A 16,960-nucleotide genomic window follows, 5' to 3' on the forward strand; every position below is an offset into this window, starting at 1 on the left:
AGATGGTATTCCGATTTTCTGGTGAAACGGCCAGTTAATTAATATGATGGTTACAGTCAATCCGATTTCTGGCGCGTTAAAGTAAAGAGTGTTTTATAAATGATAAAATTTCTTGATTTGAAGTCTGTAAATGATCTCTGCCGTGATGAGTTGGTGACAGCCTGTGCGCGCGTTGTTGATTCTGGCTGGTATATCGGTGGGAAAGAGCTACAGACATTCGAACAGGAGTTTGCTCAATACTGTGGTGTTGAACACTGCATTGGTGTTGCTAACGGGCTGGATGCGTTGGTATTAGTCATTCGTGCCTGGAAGGAGTTGGGTCTCCTTGCGGAGGGCGATGAGGTTCTTGTTCCCTCCAATACTTATATTGCTAGTATCCTCGCCATTTCAGAGAATGGATTGACCCCCGTATTGGTTGAGCCTGATCCGAAGACGTTCAATATATGCCCAGTGAACGCAAAGGCAGCGATTACATCAAAAACTCGGATGATTTTGCCTGTTCACCTTTACGGTCGGCTGGCTGATATGCCGAAAATCATGGAGCTTGCTCGCGCCCATGACTTACTAGTTCTTGAAGATTCGGCGCAATCCCATGGGGCAACTCTCGATGGGAAGAAGGCCGGTAGTTGGGGGCATGCATCCGGATTTAGCTTCTATCCCGGGAAAAATCTAGGCGCGCTGGGTGACGCTGGGGCAGTCACGACTAATGACGAAGTCCTGGCCAAGACAGTTCGAGCGTTGGGCAACTACGGGTCGCACGAAAAATATAAGAATATTTATCGCGGTATCAACAGCCGGCTGGATGAAATGCAGGCTGCATGCTTATCGGTGAAATTGAAATACTTGGATAAACAAACAGCACATCGTCGTGAAATCGCTGAGTTGTATGGCCAGTTGATCAGTAACCCAGCTATTACATTGCCTGTGGGGGCGGCATTCAACGCCTCGAGTAACGACAGCCATGTATGGCATGTATACACTGTGCTGTGTGCCCATAGGGATGCTCTTCAAGCCCACCTCGGCGCACAAGGTATACAAACACTCATCCATTACCCAATTCCGCCTCACTTCCAACAGGCATATGCTGATTTGAAGGAGCAAAAACTTCCTGTATCGGTACAGATACATGAGCAAATTCTCAGCTTGCCAATAGGACCGACATTGTCCTTCGAAGAGGCTCGCGTTGTTATCGATGCCTGTAATAGCTTTCGACCGGACACTGTATGAATCTTGTTAAGACCAGCTTGTTAAATGGTATTGCTGTTGCCATTAAAATGATTACCTTGTTGGGTCTTAATAAAGTCTTGGCCATTTATGTGGGGCCGGCTGGATATGCCGCGATAGGGCAATTTCAGAATGCGTTGCAGGTTATAACGATATTTACTGGTGGCGCTATTACCAATGGCGTTGTCAAGTATACAGCTGAATATCATGAAGAGCCTGAGCAGCAGATTAAACTATGGAAAACAGCAGGGTTTGTTGCAGTGGTGGGTAGTGTTGCTGTTGCATTACTTGTTGCGGTTTACAGTAAAGAGCTTGCATCGTTGTTTTTAAAGAATACCGACTTGAGTGGTGTCTTTCTTTGGTTTTCCTGTGTTGTTGTTTTTTTTTCGCTGAATATATTGCTGCTTGCGATATTGAACGGGAGAAAGGAAATTGTACTATATATCGTTGCTAATATCGCGGGCAGTTTTCTATCATTTGGTGTGACTTTTTATCTGGCAACCAACTTCGGTTTGTATGGCGCGTTGGTAGCGCTGGTTATTTACCAATCTATCAGTTTTATTGTGACATTGCTGCTTTGCCTGAGAACTCAATGGTTTAAGATCTCATACCTATTTGGGTGCCCGGACAAACAGATCGCGAAGAAATTATTTGCCTTCTTCTTGATGGCGGTTGTTTCTGCAGCGTGCGCACCGTTAGCGCAGATGCTGGTCCGTAGTCATATCGGGACAGAATATGGCTGGGAAATGGCTGGCTATTGGGAGGCTATGTGGCGCTTGAGCGCTGCTTACCTATTACTGGTAACGACAACATTAAGTGTTTACTATCTTCCTAAGCTTTCTGAGTTAAAAACGGCGAATGAGGTAAGAGCGGAGATTATACAGGGCTATAAGCTGATTTTTCCGGTTGCTTTGTTAGCCGCTGGGACAATATATGTTCTTCGGGATTTTGTAGTGGCAGTGCTGTTCACCTCTGACTTCTACCCTGTTCGGAATTTTTTCGCCGGGCAAGTCGTGGGCGACTCCTTGAAAATATTTAGTTGGATAATGGCATATGTCATGCTCAGTCGAGCCATGGTTAAGGTTTTTATCATCACTGAAATAATATTTAGTATTTCGTTGTATTTGTTGACCATAGTATTCACGCAATGGTGGGGGGTTGAGTCGGCTACCTGGGCCTATGCGGTAAATTATGCGTTGTATAGTTTAGTTATGTATATTTTTGTCTATTTAAGGTTGGATAACTATTTTCATAATAAGCTGGAACATAAAGCTTGAAAAAAATATTTAAGGATTTTGAAGTTGCTATTCGCGAGACGGCTGACCTGAATCAGGCGCTCGCACTGGCGTGTGCCTACGGCAACCTTCTCTGGTTTGCGGATGTTGGGATTCACGATGCGCCGCTTATCGAAGCGGACCTCATTGAGCGCTGTCTTTCGATGTCGGATACAGGTTCTGTGGCGGCGCTAAATGAGTGTGGGGAGGTTTTGCATGTTGTGAGCGAGCCCTTCATGACCGGTGGGCATACGAGGTTGATGGAAAAGCTTGCCTCCATGCATGCAGAACCTGCCGATCTGTTGATCTCACGCCAAGCTGCACCAGATGCCAAGGCCCAGGTTTGTAGATTTTTTGATAAAACCAGAGTCGTTAGTGCTTCGTGTCCTGTCGATGCGCTGGCGGAGATGGTTGGTCTATTGTCGGGCTATAAAAAGGTCGTCCTGCACATCCATCCTGACGATATCCTGGTAGTCATCGCGTGTGGAGTAGCAAAACGCCTTTCCGGGCTTGAAGTGTTTTTTGTCAATCATGCGGACCACGTTTTCTCCTATGGGAGTTCGGTCGCGGACTATTACTTTGAGCTCAGCGGCCACGGCCGCCGTTTTGATTTAACGAAGTGTATTCAGGGGCGTAAGAGCTTCCTGGGTATCCCGCTGAACATGCCACGTGCGCAGATGGCTGGTGATTTCAAACCAACCACGCAGGCTGCGTTGCTTTTCATTTCTGCAGGCTCAGATATCAAGTACAAGCCCCGCAAAGGCTTTAGTATTTTCAAGTTAGTAGCACGTATTCTTGATGATTACCCCGCTTCCACATTCATGGTTATTGGCAGTGACGTTAAAAAAGCGTTCTGGTGGTGGCCATTAAAACTTCGATATGGCTCCAGGCTGAGTATCAGGGCACACCTTGATTTTCAGGAGTACAGTAAGTTGGTCGCTAAGGCGGACTTTTACGTTGATAGCCACCCACTGCCAGGCGGGACTGCTTTCGCAGAGCAATTCGTCAAAGGGCAGCGGTGTGTCGGGCTGATCTCCCCGGTCCAGGGCTACTCCCCGGCGGACAGGCTCAAGCGAGCCGATATCAACGCTGTTATGGAATCTATAGCAGACTACAGATTTGACAAGGAAACTTTTTTTGCTATTGAGAAAGTTAATGCGTACGACTCGGTAAAGGAGCGCTATCTGAAGTGTCTGTACGACGGGCAGCTTTGCGTGAACCCACTGGATTTAGACGGTAATTGGGCAGGAGATGCAGCTTTTTTTGAGGAGCAAAAAGGCTCTTTAAATGTGGATATTGCCTTGGATACTTTTTTACTACTGTCCAGATTCGAGCGGAATTTGGCGTGCCGCTTGTTCGCTGCGCTATCTATGGGGAAAAAATTTAAGCTGTTGGCGAAGATGATCTTGGCGAGGAAGTTTCGATGAATATTGTTTTCGTTGATCGAGCGTGGGTTTTCAATGACTAGTCGGATTATACGTTGGCTTTTGTTCTTTTATTGTCTGTCGACCGTGCTGGTGCCGATCTTTGTACTGAATAAATTGTTTTTCATACCGCTTTTTTTGATGGCGGTTTATGTTTTGTTGGCTCGGCCACTGAGAACGATTGCGCCGATTATTGTGGTTTCGATTTTTTTATATGGTTTCCTTCTAGGGCTGATCGGTGACACAGACGCTGATTTTTCCCGGCAAATGCTGTTGGGCGCTGTCTCACTCTTTCTGATCTATACCATCGCTGAGTTCAGGGTGGATATGGGTGAAATTGTCAAATCTGTAGGTGCTATCTTCGCGCTTATCATGTGTACATTTTCTTTTATATTGATGGTCGAGCCAGGATCATTTCTGGCGGTGGCACTGCTCGATTTTTATAATGCTAATGAACTTGGATATTACGGTCTGCGTAATTTTGGCGGGTTGGAAATGTTTATGCTTCATCATCGCTCCTCTCCGTTTATGTTGCTTCCTTTATCTTTGTTTTTTATTGATTTTTTGAAGTCTAAAAGACTTCATTCGTTATTTTTTATGATTGTGATAATGGTCGCTATTGTCTCGTCAGCCTCTAGAGGGTTGATGGTGATGGGTATGATTTCGATGTTTGTCTTGTACTTTTATAACCAAAGTTGGGCTGTGCGCCTGTTGGTGTTAAGTGCTTTGGTTCCTGCGGTTTCTTTGGTTGTGGGATACTTGGTCGCGGAAACTAGCGTATTCAGCTCCGATGAAGCGTCTAACAGTATCAAGATTGGCCACTTTTTGTCGTTTCTGAATGTTGTGGATTGGAAAATGCTGGTGTTCGGTAATGGCCTTGGCTCATTTTTTTATACTGAAGGCTATCAAAGGCTGGTGTCGCAAACTGAAATTACCTGGATGGATTCAATCCGGTATGTTGGCCTTCCTTTATCGATTCTCTTGTTTAGTATTCTGCTTTTTCCTACTCGCAGGTATGTGCCAAGCGTGCAAGGCTCGTCCAGCCGCTTGATAATTTTTATGTATCTTATAATGTCTTTAAGTAATCCCGTTCTTTTTAATTCCTTCGGGTTCTTAGTGATATTGTGGTACTGGTCTGTCGTGTTAAAAAATCAAGAACCTTCGGCGTTGCATGCCGAGGTCAGGAGGTAAGTTGAATACTGTTGCAGCAATAGTCGTCGGTTATAATCCCGATATTAAGATACTTGATGAGCTGCTGACGTCCCTGGCAGCTCAGGTTGAGTTTCTGGTGTTGGTCGATAACGGCGGGAGCGAATCATTTCTGGCGCAGGAGCCTGAAGTGCGTGCGCGGGTCAACTATGTCTCGCTCAATGGCAACCAGGGGTTGGGCACCGCGCTCAATACCGGCTTTGCCATGGCGATTGAAGCGGGTATGCAATACGTCGTGACGTTCGACCAGGACAGTCATGCTGAACCCGATCTGATTGCGCGGTTGTATCAGGCGATGATGAGCGCCAAGGCAAAGGACGCCAGTTGTATTGCTGTTAGCCCGGCGTTTTTTGACCGTCGTGATGGAAAGAAAATCAATTTCCCTTTTTACAGTTCAATCGACGGCGCAATCAAGCCGGTTTTCAGCTCTGATGATGAGCACGGCTTGGTAAAAGCGGATGCGCTCATTACCTCGGGGATGTTCATCAGCACTCAGGCGTGGATCGAGGGTATTCGCTATGACGAAGGTATGTTCGTCGACTTTACGGATACGGAGTGGTGCTTTCGGGTCCGTGACCAGGGCTATACGTTGTATGGTTGCCTGAATGTGGAAATGGGCCATGCATTGTCTGATGCTCCTCCCGTCAAGATTTTTGGCTTGAGTTTTTTTAGATACTCCCCCGTGCGCCGTTATTTTTTCTTTCGTAATACCGTCGCTGTTTGCCGTATGCGCCATACGCCGACCTGTTGGAAAAAACGTCTGCTGTCTGCATTGGTACTGCGTTTTTTCGTTAATCTGCTGATTGACGACAATAAGCTCAAATCGCTGAGAATGATGATTCGCGGCGTAAGCCATGGCTGGCAGAAAAAGTTGGGCGGGGTGCGTTGAATGCTATTTTCAGGACGTAATTTTTCAAGGATTGTTTTTGGATCAAGTACTAAGGGTGGATTCTGATGCAGCCACGTATTCTGGTTCTGCTCGCTGCCTACAACGGTATGCGTTGGATGGCCGAACAAGTTGACTCGATCTTGGGGCAAGTGGGTGTATCCGTCTCGATTCTGATCAGTGTGGACAGCTCCAACGACGGTACCGAAGAATGGGTCGATCAACTGTGCCAGAGAGACTCAAGGGTCAAATCCCTGGCCCACGGTGAAAAAATTGGTGGTGCGGCACGAAACTTTTTCCGCCTGGTCAATGAAGCACCCACTGAAGACTTTGATTATTTTTCATTCGCCGACCAGGACGATATCTGGCTGCCAGACAAACTTGTCAGCGCCACGCAGCACATGAACGATACAGGGGCTGACGGCTACTCCGGCAATGTAACGGCATTCTGGCCTGATGGTCGTGAGTCGACCATTGTCAAATCGCAGCCTCAGGTTGCGTACGATCATTTGTTCGAGGCAGCCGGCCCTGGGTGCACTTACGTCTTTTCCCAGCGTCTGTTTGTTGAGCTTCAACAGCATATCAACAGTCGTTTTGTACAAGTACAGGGTGTGACGCTGCATGATTGGTATTGTTATGCCTATAGCCGTTCACACGGATTCAAGTGGGTGATCGATAGCCGGCCTTATATGCGCTATCGCCAGCATGGTGGTAACCAGGTCGGGGTGAATAGCGGCTCAAAGGCGTTCAAGAAACGCCTTTCCCAAGTGCTAGATGGTTGGTGGCTGAATCAGGCTGCACTGATCGCCGGCATGGTCGGTATGGCTGACGAACCTTTTGTCCGGCGCTGGATCGGGCTGGGGCGCCTGGACCTGCTGCGCTTGGCGAGCAGTGCCGCGAAGTGCCGCAGACGCCCACGGGATAAGTTGGTATTCGCTGGTTTGTGTCTGGTGTTGGCGGTTTTGAGGCAAAAGAAATGAAAACCCAGTTATTGGTCACCGGCAGCAGCGGTTTTGTCGGCCGTCATCTGATTCAACAATTGCAGGGGAGCACTGATTATCAGGTGCGTGCCCTTGTCCGTCGTTTGCCGGATGCTTCTGCTTCTGATGTCGAGTACGTCGTGCTTGCCGATTTCTCGGCTGTGTCACCAGAGCACCCAGCTTTGCAGGGCGTAGATGTTGTTGTTCATCTCGCTTCACGCGTTCACGTCATGAACGACACCGAAACGGATCCTCTTACGGCGTTTCGGCGGGTCAATGTCGGGCATACCCTTGCGTTGGCCCGTAGCGCAGCGTCCGCAGGAGCCAGGCGATTTGTGTTCGTCAGTTCGGTGAAAGTCAACGGCGAGCAAACCGCCCCGGGCCGACCTTTTCGCGAAACAGACCCGTCGGCGCCCGTTGATCCTTATGGTGTTTCCAAGATGGAGGCGGAGGAGGCGTTGAAAGCTCTTGCGCTTGAGACCGGGCTTGAAGTGGTGATAATCCGACCGGTACTTGTGTATGGACCGGGAGTCAAAGCCAACTTTGAAAGCATGATGAAATGGCTCGTGAAGCGCGTTCCTCTGCCATTTGGTGCCATACGCAACCAAAGAAGCCTCGTTGCGCTGGACAATCTCGTGAGCCTGATCTTGACCTGTACGACTCACCCGGCTGCGTCCAATGAGACCTTCTTGGCGAGCGACGGGGATGACGTGTCGACCAGTGAGCTGCTACGTAAACTTGCAAAAGCCCTGGGCGCCCCAGCCAGGTTGATACCGGTTCCACAGTGGGTACTGGTCTGGGGGGCGACCTTGTTAGGCAAAAAAGCGCTGTCCCAACGTCTTTGCGGCTCGCTGCAAGTCGATGTCACCAAGGCGCGCCAGGTGTTGGGTTGGCAGCCGCCACTTACACTCGAGCAAGGTCTTGCTGTTACTGCGCAACACTATGTCAGCGAGCGAACTGAATGAAGTACTGGTACATCTTTCCCATTGTCGCCTTGGTTTCCCTGGCGCTAACGGCGCTCTTGCGTCAATACGCGTTGCGCCGCAGCATCATTGATATTCCCAATGCCCGCAGTTCGCACACGGTCCCCACCCCTCGCGGTGGGGGAGTGGCGATTGTACTGACGTTTGCCTTTGCACTCGTGTGGCTGGCGGGTGCCCAGTTGATAACGGTTGCTGAGAGTGCTGCTCTGCTAGGTGCAGGGTTGTTGATCGCAATCATCGGCTTTATGGACGATCATGGTCATATCGCCGCTCGTTGGCGCTTGTTGGGGCATTTTGCCGCCGCGATCTGGATGTTGTCCTGGATGCAGGGACTACCGGCAATTTCAGCTTTTGGCGTTACGTTCGATCTTGGTTGGGTAGGCCATGTCCTGGCCGTGTTTTACCTGGTCTGGATGCTGAATCTCTACAACTTCATGGACGGTATTGACGGTCTTGCCAGTCTGCAGGCTATCTGTGCCTGTCTTGCGCTGACGCTGATTTACTTTTTGAGCGGGCAGCCGTCGATGATGTGGGCACCCTTGTTGTTGAGTGTGTCTGTGGCTGGCTTCCTGTATTGGAATTTCCCGCCGGCCCGTATTTTCATGGGCGACGCAGGTAGTGGGTTTCTGGGGATCATTCTGGGAGGTCTTTCTGTTCAGGCTGCCTGGGCCGGTAGTGAGTTTTTCTTCGCTTGGCTGATCATGCTGGGTGTCTTTATCGTGGATGCGACCTTTACTCTCATCCGACGGCTTGCCCGGGGCGATAAAGTCTATGAGGCCCATCGCAGCCATGCCTACCAATTTGCCAGCCGCCAATATGGCCGCCATCTGCCCGTCACACTTGCGGTTGCCGTTATCAATGTAGTTTGGCTGTTGCCGTTGGCATTGGCGGTGGCGCTTTTTGGGCTGGACGCAGGGGTGGGAACAGTTATTGCGTATCTTCCCCTAGTATTCCTGGCTGTCAAATATAGTGCAGGGCAGAGAGAGTAGCGCCGCTGGCCAAAGCGTCAATTTTCCTTGCTGCTAGGTGGGCTTGGATTCGGCACTGATATATGTAAATCACCGGCAGTTTTTTTCTACGGGCTTTACATTCTTAGTATCAAGGAGCTAAACCGTGGCAACATGCTTTTTACGCCGGATCAGAATAACTGTCGGAAGTCTCCAGCCGGGCGTTTTTTCAATTGTATGCAGTAAGGGGTAGTCGGGAATAACATGGATAAATTACGGGCATATTTGCTGAGCCTTCCTCGCAGACGCAAACGCATCCTCCAGGTCATTGCCGACATCGTGCTGGTCTGGCTCGCCCTCTGGATGGCATTTGTGGTTCGTCTGGGGATCGACGAGTTGGTCAACCCCGTCGTGTTGCATTCATGGCTGTTCATCAGCGCGCCAATCGTCTCGATCCCGCTGTTTATTCGTTTTGGCATGTATCGCGCCGTGATGCGGTACTTCGGTAATGATGCGCTTATCGCGATTATCAAGGCGGTCAGCCTGTCGGCGTTGATCTTGGGGGTTGTAGTCTATTGGTACAGCAACCACGAGAACGTCGTACCACGCTCTATCGTGTTCAACTACTGGTGGCTCAGCCTGATCATGATTGGTGGTTTGCGCCTGGCCATGCGCCAGTACTTTCTGGGGGATTGGTTTGCAGCAGCCCAGCATGTGCCGTTTACCAGTCGCGATGATGGCCTGACCAAGGTTGCGATCTACGGCGCAGGTGCTGCCGGCAATCAACTGGTGGCTGCGCTTCGCATGGGGCGGGTCATGCGTCCGGTGGCGTTTATCGATGACGACAGCAGTATTTCCGATCGCGTCATCTCCGGCCTCCAAGTGTTCAAGCCCAAGCACATTCAACAGATGATCGACACCACGGGGGCCCAGGAAATCCTGTTGGCCATTCCGTCGTCCAATCGTGCGCGGCGGCGCGAGATTCTCGGCCTGTTGGAAGGGTTCCCGCTGCACGTACGGAGTGTGCCGGGTTTCATGGATCTTGCCAGCGGCCGGGTGAAGGTCGATGACATTCAGGAAGTAGACATTGCCGACTTGCTGGGGCGGGATGCCGTGCCTGCCCAGGGCGATTTGCTGGAGCATTGCATCAAAGGTCAGAGCGTGCTCGTCACGGGGGCGGGTGGTTCGATTGGTTCAGAGCTTTGCCGCCAGATCCTGGCATTGCGTCCTACTACCTTGTTGCTGTTCGAGCACAGTGAATTCAACCTTTACAGCATTCTGTCCGAGCTTGAGCAGCGCATCACTCGTGAGTCGCTGCCTGTTCGCTTGCTACCGATCCTAGGCTCGGTACGCAACCAGGCAAAATTGCTCGACGTGATGAAGACCTGGCATGTTGATACGGTCTACCACGCGGCAGCCTACAAACATGTACCGATGGTTGAGCACAACATTGCCGAGGGTGTCCTTAACAATGTCATTGGTACATTGAATACCGCCCAGGCGGCGCTTCAGGCGGGGGTCTCCAACTTTGTGCTGATCTCCACGGACAAGGCTGTGCGCCCGACCAATGTCATGGGCAGTACCAAGCGTTTGGCCGAGTTGACGTTGCAGGCGTTGAGCCGTGAGTTGGCCCCGGTATTGTTTGGCGACAAGGCTAATGTTTCCCGCGTCAACAAGACCCGTTTCACCATGGTCCGCTTTGGCAATGTATTAGGCTCGTCTGGCTCGGTTATTCCGTTGTTTCACAAGCAGATCAAATCTGGTGGGCCGCTTACGGTCACTCACCCCAAGATCACGCGTTACTTCATGACTATTCCCGAAGCTGCCCAGTTGGTGATCCAGGCGGGCTCTATGGGGCAGGGCGGAGATGTGTTCGTGCTCGATATGGGCGAGCCGGTAAGAATCGTCGAGCTGGCAGAGAAGATGATTCACCTGTCCGGCCTGAGTGTTCGTTCGGATAAAAACCCACATGGTGACATCGCCATCGAGTTTACAGGGCTACGTCCCGGTGAAAAGCTCTACGAGGAGTTGCTGATTGGCGACAACGTCGTGGCCACCCAGCACCCGATGATCATGAGTGCCAACGAGGATCATCTGGATTGGGAGTTACTCAAAGGGAAGCTGACAGAGCTGCTCGCCGCGGTTGATGCGGACGACTACAGCCGGGTCCGTCAACTGCTACGCGATACGGTCAGTGGGTATGCTCCGGATGGCGAGATCGTGGACTGGATCTATCAGCAGCGTCGCCTCGAGCCTTAGAGCGCAAGGTGTGCGTCAATGTTGCCAGGCATAATGCCTGGCAAGTTGGTTTTATATTTTGCTCGATAGACGGACTCTGGTTTTATTGACTGCATCTTTAGTGATTTCAAAGAGAAAATCGAGTTCGGTTTCACCTGTCTTGATTGCTCCCATTTTCTCATGAAATGAGATAACTCGATCATTGCCTTTTCTAACTTCAAAGTGTGACTTTTCAAATTCGAGATTTTCAAAGGCAAACTGATAAACCAGGAAAGCACTCTCCAGGGCTGCATATCTGGTTTTGTCTTCGTTGAGAATCCAGCTGCCCCAACAAAATGATTTTTCTTTGAAATCATAAAGTCTGACCGTGCCGCAAGGTACGCCATCAAGGCGTTCAATGATGAAGTAATATTGAACGCCTTTCTGCTCATCGCCCTTGTATTTGTTGATCCACTCTCTTTGAGCCTCAACACTTGGGTTTACAGAAGAGAGGAACTGGTTGTAGTTGTTGTCGAGGCGCAGCTTCAGAACAAATCCAGCATCGCTCTCTTCAATGAGTCGTAGTCTTACCGTTTTTGATTCTAAGTTCATTTTTTTTCCATTTAACTGGTTTTTTTAATATATGGTGCATGTTTTTCACAGGCGCTGCGTCGAAGTTTTGATTCGGGCTGACGATGCTTAGGGCCGGATAGACATGATACGTCCCTATGTCTAAGTCGAAAAGTTCTATCTATAGTCCAATCTACAGAGTGCCGAAAACATTTGTCGCTTTTTGAGCGCCAAAGCCAGTGCAGCTACATCTTGCAATACCTCCATTTTTGACAGCCATCCCACATCACCTAAGTTTGAAAAGCAGCTTCGCAAAGCTGCTTTTCCCACTGATGTCATGGAGCGTCTCCAATGCGTAGATCGGTTTTTTCCTCCCTGTTTTTTGCCATTCTCACCAGCCTTTCCATCACGGCCATCGCCGCCCCATCGTCCAAACCCGAGGCGCCTGTACCGCTCGCGGCCCAGTTGAGTGCAAGCGAACAAGCAACCCCCAAGGTCAACCTCAATGCAGCAGACGCTGAAACCCTGCGCCGTGATCTGTTCGGCATTGGCGCCGCCAAGGCCAAGGCAATCATTGCTTATCGCGAGTCCAATGGATCGTTCACGGCGGTGGATGAGTTGCTGGAAGTGAAGGGGATTGGCAAGTCGCTGCTGGAGAAGAATCGCGACAGGCTGGAGGTTAAGTAATCAAGGCACGAGGCCGGTCATTGACCGGCCTTTTTTATGTCTGCAGAGGCTGTATTGACCCCGGTTTTCAGGCTTTCTCGCACCACGTCGAGAATGCGTGTCGCCAGTTCCGGGTTTTCGACGCTGCGCGCCAGGACCAGCGCGCCCACCAGTGTGGACATCATCACCAGGCTTTGCTCGTCTGCGTTGGGGTTGCCCAATGCGGTTTCGATTTGATTGAGACGGGCGCCGAGAACTGTATCGGTGGTGGGGCTCTGTTGCCCGCGCTGTCCCAGTTCCGAGGACATGGTGGGTAACGGACAGCCTTGGTCCGGGGAGGTGTGGTGCCACTCGGACAGGTAACTGTCGATGAAGGCTTCCAGCGGTCGTTCCTGGCTGAAGAGCATCGCACAATGTGCGTCCAGCTCGGCGGAGGCTGCTTGCAGGGCCTTTTCCACCAGTTCGTCCTTGGATTTGAAGTGGGCGTAGAACCCGCCATGGGTCAGGTTCAGGGCTTTCATCAGGGGTTGCAGGCCGGTGGCGCCGATGCCATCGCGACGAAACCGGACCGACGCCTCTTTAATGATGCGCTGGTGGGTTTGAGCTTTGTGATTTTGCGAGTAGCGCATAAGAAGGCCCTCTGAAACATCAGGCCATATTAACCAAGGTTTGGCGGTGTTTCTCGGTGCGATTACAAATTTGCACTACTCTAAATCGATTCGCCTGGCGTGCTGCCAGTAGCGGTCAGCACGAGGCGTTTGTTTCAGCGATCCTGCGCATCCTTGGCGTCCGCCTGAGCATTGCGCTCGGCGACGCGTTTGCGTTGTTCGTCGGTCAGTTCCACTTTGTTGGCGCTGTCACGCAGCATCATCAAGCCACCGACGATCGAACCGATAGCGACCACCATGATCAACCAGGCATACCAGGGCATAGGGCTCTCCTTGAGGCCGACTGCCATGGGGAAAATTCCCCACGGCACTATCAGCTTTGAGTGACGGCATTCGTCAGTCGTTCCATTGTAGGCCCGTTCTGCCTCGCTGGTTTAGAGCCCGGTCAACATTGCATCTGCCGGTGCATCGGCGCGGTCTTGGGCGGTTAGTTGGAAGTAGATGAAACCTGCGGCCATGAACCCGAGGAAGATCAGGCCGATCAGGGTGTTGAACCACGCCATGGCCACCAGGCACACCAGCGCCAGAATCAGGGCGATGGCCGGCACGATAGGGTAGACCGGCGCGCGGAAGGTGCGCTCCAGCAGCGGTTCGCTCTTACGCAGTTTGAACAGGCTGAGCATGCTCATGATGTACATGACGATGGCGCCGAACACGGCCATGGTGATCATCGCGGCGGTCAGGGTCATGCCGCCAAGGTTGATCAGGCCGTCGCTGTAGATTGCGGCGATGCCCACCACGCCGCCGGCGAGGATGGCCCGGTGGGGTGTCTGGAAGCGTGACAGTTTGGCCAGGGAGGAGGGCAGGTACCCGGCGCGGGCCAGGGCGAAGAACTGCCGCGAGTAGCCGAGGATGATGCCGTGGAAGCTGGCGACCAGGCCGAACAGGCCGATCCACACCAGCATATGCAGCCAGCCGGAGCTGTCGCCCACCACGGTTTTCATCGCCTGGGGCAGGGGGTCGTTGATGTTCGACAGGGTGCGCCAGTCGCCCACGCCGCCGGCAAAGAACATCACGCCCATGGCCAGGAACACCAGGGTCAGGATGCCGCTGATGTAAGCCCTGGGAATCGTGCGTTTCGGGTCCTTGGCTTCTTCGGCGGCCATGGCGGCGCCTTCGATGGCGAGGAAGAACCAGATGGCAAAGGGGATCGCCGCGAACATCCCGGCAACGGCCGGTGCGCCAAATGTGTCGGCGCCCGCCCAGCCGTTGAGGGCGAAGTTGCTGAAGCTGAACGCCGGGGCGACCACGCCCATAAACACCAGCAGTTCGGCCACGGCCAGCACACACACCACCAATTCAAAGGTCGCAGCCAGTTTGACCCCGAGAATATTCAAGCCCATGAACACGAAGTAGGCCCCGACCGCTGCGTGTTTCGGGTCGAGTACCGGGAATTGCACATTCAGGTAGGCGCCGATCGCCAGGGCAATCGCCGGGGGCGCGAAGACGAATTCGATCAAGGTGGCCAGCCCGGCAATCAACCCACCTTTCTCGCCGAACGCTCGGCGGCTGTAGGCAAACGGCCCGCCTGCATGGGGAATCGCGGTGGTCAGTTCGGTGAAGCTGAAGATAAAGCAGGTGTACATGGCGGCGACCATCAATGACGTCACCAAAAAGCCCAGCGTCCCGGCCACGCCCCAGCCATAGCTCCAGCCGAAGTACTCGCCGGAGATCACCAGCCCGACGGCGATGCCCCACAGGTGCAAGGTGCCCAAGGTGGGCTTGAGTTGTGTGTTCATCGTGCTGCTCCCTGAACGGTTTGGAATGTTTCAGGACATTGCAGCGGCCATGCCAGCTTGGAAAAGGGCGTCGTAAAGGGCAGGAACTGTCGCCCGGGAGATAGTTTGTTGTTTGAGACTGTTATTTCGTGCACTAGGGTAGGGCGGTGGTGGCTGCACTGGCGCTATCGCGGGCAAGCCCGCTCCCACATGGGCTCGGTGAACACGCTCAAGCGCAGGCGCCGGGCTTAGCCGCGATAGCCATCTCGCAGACCTAAGCCCAGCCCACTCTTTACGCCGTCTTTACGCCTCCACCACCCACTCGCCCTCGCTCCTTTACGCGCCTCCTGCGGACAATGCCCCATACGCGGCAGTCGCCGTTTGACGGAGAAACTTCCATGAGTGTTCTGGACGGGGTGTCACTGCTACTGGCCGTGGCGCTGTTCATTTATCTGCTGGTTGCGCTGTTGCGCGCGGACCGGGGTTAGGAGCGGCTATGCACAGTTATGACTATTGGCTGATCATCGCCTTCTTCGCCGTGGTGCTGGTTCCGGCGCCATTTCTGGGGCGGTTCTACTACAAGGTGATGGAAGGGCAGCGCACGTGGCTGACGCCGGTGTTCGGACCGGTGGAGCGCGTGTGTTATCGCGTGGCCGGGGTTGATGCGCAACAAGAGCAAAGTTGGCAGAAGTACACCCTGGCCCTGCTGGCCTTTAACCTGGCGGGCTTTTTGTTGTTGTTTGCAATCCTATTGTTCCAGGGTTACTTGCCGCTCAACCCGCAGCAATTGCCGGGTCAGGAGTGGACGCAGGCGTTCAACACCGCCGTCAGTTTCATGACCAACACCAACTGGCAGTCCTACAGCGGTGAAGCCAGCCTCAGCTACCTGAGCCAGATGGTCGGCCTGACCGTGCAGAATTTTGTCAGTGCGGCCACTGGCCTTGCGGTGCTTGTCGCCCTGTGTCGTGGGATCGGTCGCAAGTCTGCCAGCACCCTGGGCAATTTCTGGGTGGATATGACCCGCGCCACCCTCTATGGCCTGCTGCCATTGTGCCTGGTGCTGGCGTTGTTTCTGGTCTGGCAGGGCGTGCCTCAAACCTTCGCCCACTATGTCGACGCCCTGACGATGCAAGGCGTCGATCAGGTGATCCCGCTCGGTCCGGCCGCCAGTCAGATTGCGATCAAGCAACTGGGGACCAACGGCGGCGGCTTCTTCGGGGTCAACTCGGCGCATCCGTTTGAAGACCCAACCGCCTGGGCCAACCTGTTTGAACTGGCGGCGATCATCATGATCCCGGTGGCGTTGGTGTTCACCTTTGGCCACTACGTCAAGGACCTGCGCCAGAGCCGCGCGATCCTCGGCTGCATGTTGGCGCTGTTCCTGATCGGTGGCTCGGTGTCGTTGTGGTCTGAGTACCAGCCCAACCCGACCCTGAACAACCCGGCCGTCGAGCAGACTGCGCCGCTGGAAGGCAAGGAAACGCGCTTCGGTACCACCGGCACCGTGTTGTGGTCGGTGACCACCACGGCGGCGTCCAACGGTTCGGTCAACGGCATGCAGGACAGCCTCAACCCCCTGAGCGGGATGGTCGCGCTGGTCAATATGATGGTCGGCGAAGTGATCTTCGGCGGCGTCGGTGCCGGTATGTACGGGATGTTGCTCAACGTGCTGATCGCGGTATTCCTCGCCGGCTTGATGATCGGCCGCACCCCGGAATACCTCGGCAAGAAACTTCAGGCCCGGGAAGTGCAGTTGCTGGTGGTGACCCTGCTGGTGATGCCTGTCGGCGTACTGGTACTCGGCGCGATTGCCGCCAGCGTGCCGGCCACCGCCGCGACCATTAGCAACCCCGGCCCCCACGGCTTCAGCCAGTTGCTTTATGCCTACACCTCGGCCAGTGCCAACAACGGTTCGGCCTTTGGTGGCCTGGGCGCCAACACCCCGTTTCACAACCTGATGCTGGGCCTGGGCATGTTGATCGGCCGCTTTGGCTACATCCTCCCGGTCCTGGCCCTGGCCGGCAGCCTGGCGATGAAAAAAAGCGCACCGATTGGCCAGAACAGCTTCCCGACCCACGGCCCGTTGTTCGTGACGCTGCTGACCGTGACCATTTTGCTGGTGGGCGGCCTGACGTTCCTGCCGACGCTGGCACTGGGCCCTATTGCTGAACACCTGAGCATGGGCTTCTAAGGG

At 53.0% G+C, this 16,960-nt stretch carries 16 protein-coding genes; 12 read left to right on the top strand and 4 right to left on the bottom strand.

Annotated elements, in window-relative coordinates; genetic code table 11:
* Positions 1–99: 99 nt before the first annotated feature.
* The 9 genes from HBO11_RS19490 to HBO11_RS19530 all read left to right on the top strand — a co-directional run bounded on the left by HBO11_RS19490 (position 100) and on the right by HBO11_RS19530 (position 11,186).
* On the top strand, positions 100–1,227 hold the full coding sequence (locus tag HBO11_RS19490) for a DegT/DnrJ/EryC1/StrS family aminotransferase (protein WP_169952734.1): 1,128 nt from the start codon (positions 100–102) through the stop codon (positions 1,225–1,227).
* Positions 1,224–2,501, top strand: coding sequence for an O-antigen translocase (locus tag HBO11_RS19495; protein ID WP_169952732.1), 1,278 nt, complete (start codon positions 1,224–1,226; stop codon positions 2,499–2,501). Before HBO11_RS19490 ends, HBO11_RS19495 begins: the two co-directional genes overlap by 4 nt.
* Positions 2,498–3,925, top strand: coding sequence for a group 1 glycosyl transferase (locus tag HBO11_RS19500; RefSeq protein WP_169952730.1), 1,428 nt, complete (start codon positions 2,498–2,500; stop codon positions 3,923–3,925). The genes HBO11_RS19495 and HBO11_RS19500 overlap by 4 nt, the downstream gene beginning before the upstream one ends.
* Before the next feature lie 84 nt (positions 3,926–4,009).
* The gene (locus HBO11_RS19505; protein WP_169952728.1) at positions 4,010–5,113 is read left to right on the top strand and encodes a hypothetical protein; all 1,104 of its coding nucleotides are present in this window, start codon (positions 4,010–4,012) and stop codon (positions 5,111–5,113) included.
* A gap of 1 nt (position 5,114) precedes the next feature.
* The gene (locus tag HBO11_RS19510) at positions 5,115–6,020 is read left to right on the top strand and encodes a glycosyltransferase family 2 protein (RefSeq protein ID WP_169952726.1); all 906 of its coding nucleotides are present in this window, start codon (positions 5,115–5,117) and stop codon (positions 6,018–6,020) included.
* Between the two features lie 65 nt (positions 6,021–6,085).
* On the top strand, positions 6,086–6,997 hold the full coding sequence (locus HBO11_RS19515; RefSeq protein WP_170058941.1) for a glycosyltransferase: 912 nt from the start codon (positions 6,086–6,088) through the stop codon (positions 6,995–6,997).
* Positions 6,994–7,962, top strand: a complete 969-nt coding sequence (locus tag HBO11_RS19520) for an SDR family oxidoreductase (RefSeq protein WP_169952722.1) — start codon at positions 6,994–6,996, stop codon at positions 7,960–7,962. Before HBO11_RS19515 ends, HBO11_RS19520 begins: the two co-directional genes overlap by 4 nt.
* Positions 7,959–8,969 carry a glycosyltransferase family 4 protein gene (locus tag HBO11_RS19525; protein WP_169952720.1) on the top strand — a complete coding sequence of 337 codons (1,011 nt, stop codon included), beginning with the start codon at positions 7,959–7,961 and terminating at the stop codon, positions 8,967–8,969. Before HBO11_RS19520 ends, HBO11_RS19525 begins: the two co-directional genes overlap by 4 nt.
* A 222-nt stretch (positions 8,970–9,191) precedes the next feature.
* On the top strand, positions 9,192–11,186 hold the full coding sequence (locus HBO11_RS19530) for a nucleoside-diphosphate sugar epimerase/dehydratase (RefSeq protein ID WP_169952718.1): 1,995 nt from the start codon (positions 9,192–9,194) through the stop codon (positions 11,184–11,186).
* Between the two features lie 51 nt (positions 11,187–11,237).
* Here the strand turns inward: HBO11_RS19530 and HBO11_RS19535 are convergent, their stop codons facing one another.
* Positions 11,238–11,756, bottom strand: coding sequence for a GNAT family N-acetyltransferase (locus HBO11_RS19535; RefSeq protein WP_169952716.1), 519 nt, complete (start codon positions 11,754–11,756; stop codon positions 11,238–11,240).
* 309 nt (positions 11,757–12,065) lie between these two features.
* On the opposite strand from HBO11_RS19535, the gene HBO11_RS19540 reads away from it, so the two are divergent.
* The gene (locus HBO11_RS19540) at positions 12,066–12,401 is read left to right on the top strand and encodes a helix-hairpin-helix domain-containing protein (protein WP_170042796.1); all 336 of its coding nucleotides are present in this window, start codon (positions 12,066–12,068) and stop codon (positions 12,399–12,401) included.
* A 17-nt stretch (positions 12,402–12,418) separates the two neighbouring features.
* On the opposite strand, the gene HBO11_RS19545 is transcribed toward HBO11_RS19540, so the two are convergent.
* The 3 genes from HBO11_RS19545 to eat all read right to left on the bottom strand — a co-directional run bounded on the left by HBO11_RS19545 (position 12,419) and on the right by eat (position 14,787).
* Positions 12,419–13,009: a TetR/AcrR family transcriptional regulator gene (locus HBO11_RS19545; protein WP_169952712.1), complete on the bottom strand. Its 591-nt coding sequence runs from the start codon at positions 13,007–13,009 to the stop codon at positions 12,419–12,421.
* Positions 13,010–13,143: 134 nt separating this feature from the next.
* A complete protein-coding gene (locus tag HBO11_RS19550; RefSeq protein ID WP_003172675.1) occupies positions 13,144–13,311 on the bottom strand; it encodes a DUF2897 family protein in 168 nt (55 codons plus the stop codon).
* A 111-nt stretch (positions 13,312–13,422) separates the two neighbouring features.
* Positions 13,423–14,787 carry an ethanolamine permease gene (eat, locus tag HBO11_RS19555; RefSeq protein WP_169952710.1) on the bottom strand — a complete coding sequence of 455 codons (1,365 nt, stop codon included), beginning with the start codon at positions 14,785–14,787 and terminating at the stop codon, positions 13,423–13,425.
* Positions 14,788–15,164: 377 nt separating this feature from the next.
* Between eat and kdpF the strand changes: the two genes are divergently transcribed.
* Both kdpF and kdpA read left to right on the top strand, forming a co-directional pair.
* A complete protein-coding gene (gene kdpF / locus HBO11_RS19560; RefSeq protein WP_032863112.1) occupies positions 15,165–15,254 on the top strand; it encodes a K(+)-transporting ATPase subunit F in 90 nt (29 codons plus the stop codon).
* A gap of 8 nt (positions 15,255–15,262) precedes the next feature.
* A complete protein-coding gene (kdpA, locus tag HBO11_RS19565) occupies positions 15,263–16,957 on the top strand; it encodes a potassium-transporting ATPase subunit KdpA (RefSeq protein ID WP_169952708.1) in 1,695 nt (564 codons plus the stop codon).
* Positions 16,958–16,960: the final 3 nt, after the last annotated feature.

It is taken from the genome of Pseudomonas sp. WS 5010 (genome assembly GCF_012985565.1).
Classification (GTDB): domain Bacteria; phylum Pseudomonadota; class Gammaproteobacteria; order Pseudomonadales; family Pseudomonadaceae; genus Aquipseudomonas.

Coding starts and splice junctions, on each gene's coding strand:
- HBO11_RS19490 (WP_169952734.1), top strand. CDS start 100: ATGATAAAATTTCTTGATTTGAAGTCTGTAAATGATCTCTGCCGTGAT.
- HBO11_RS19495 (WP_169952732.1), top strand. CDS start 1,224: ATGAATCTTGTTAAGACCAGCTTGTTAAATGGTATTGCTGTTGCCATT.
- HBO11_RS19515 (WP_170058941.1), top strand. CDS start 6,086: ATGCAGCCACGTATTCTGGTTCTGCTCGCTGCCTACAACGGTATGCGT.
- HBO11_RS19520 (WP_169952722.1), top strand. CDS start 6,994: ATGAAAACCCAGTTATTGGTCACCGGCAGCAGCGGTTTTGTCGGCCGT.
- HBO11_RS19525 (WP_169952720.1), top strand. CDS start 7,959: ATGAAGTACTGGTACATCTTTCCCATTGTCGCCTTGGTTTCCCTGGCG.
- HBO11_RS19530 (WP_169952718.1), top strand. CDS start 9,192: ATGGATAAATTACGGGCATATTTGCTGAGCCTTCCTCGCAGACGCAAA.
- HBO11_RS19535 (WP_169952716.1), bottom strand. CDS start 11,756: ATGAACTTAGAATCAAAAACGGTAAGACTACGACTCATTGAAGAGAGC.
- HBO11_RS19540 (WP_170042796.1), top strand. CDS start 12,066: ATGCGTAGATCGGTTTTTTCCTCCCTGTTTTTTGCCATTCTCACCAGC.
- HBO11_RS19545 (WP_169952712.1), bottom strand. CDS start 13,009: ATGCGCTACTCGCAAAATCACAAAGCTCAAACCCACCAGCGCATCATT.
- HBO11_RS19550 (WP_003172675.1), bottom strand. CDS start 13,311: ATGCCCTGGTATGCCTGGTTGATCATGGTGGTCGCTATCGGTTCGATC.
- eat (WP_169952710.1), bottom strand. CDS start 14,787: ATGAACACACAACTCAAGCCCACCTTGGGCACCTTGCACCTGTGGGGC.
- kdpF (WP_032863112.1), top strand. CDS start 15,165: ATGAGTGTTCTGGACGGGGTGTCACTGCTACTGGCCGTGGCGCTGTTC.
- kdpA (WP_169952708.1), top strand. CDS start 15,263: ATGCACAGTTATGACTATTGGCTGATCATCGCCTTCTTCGCCGTGGTG.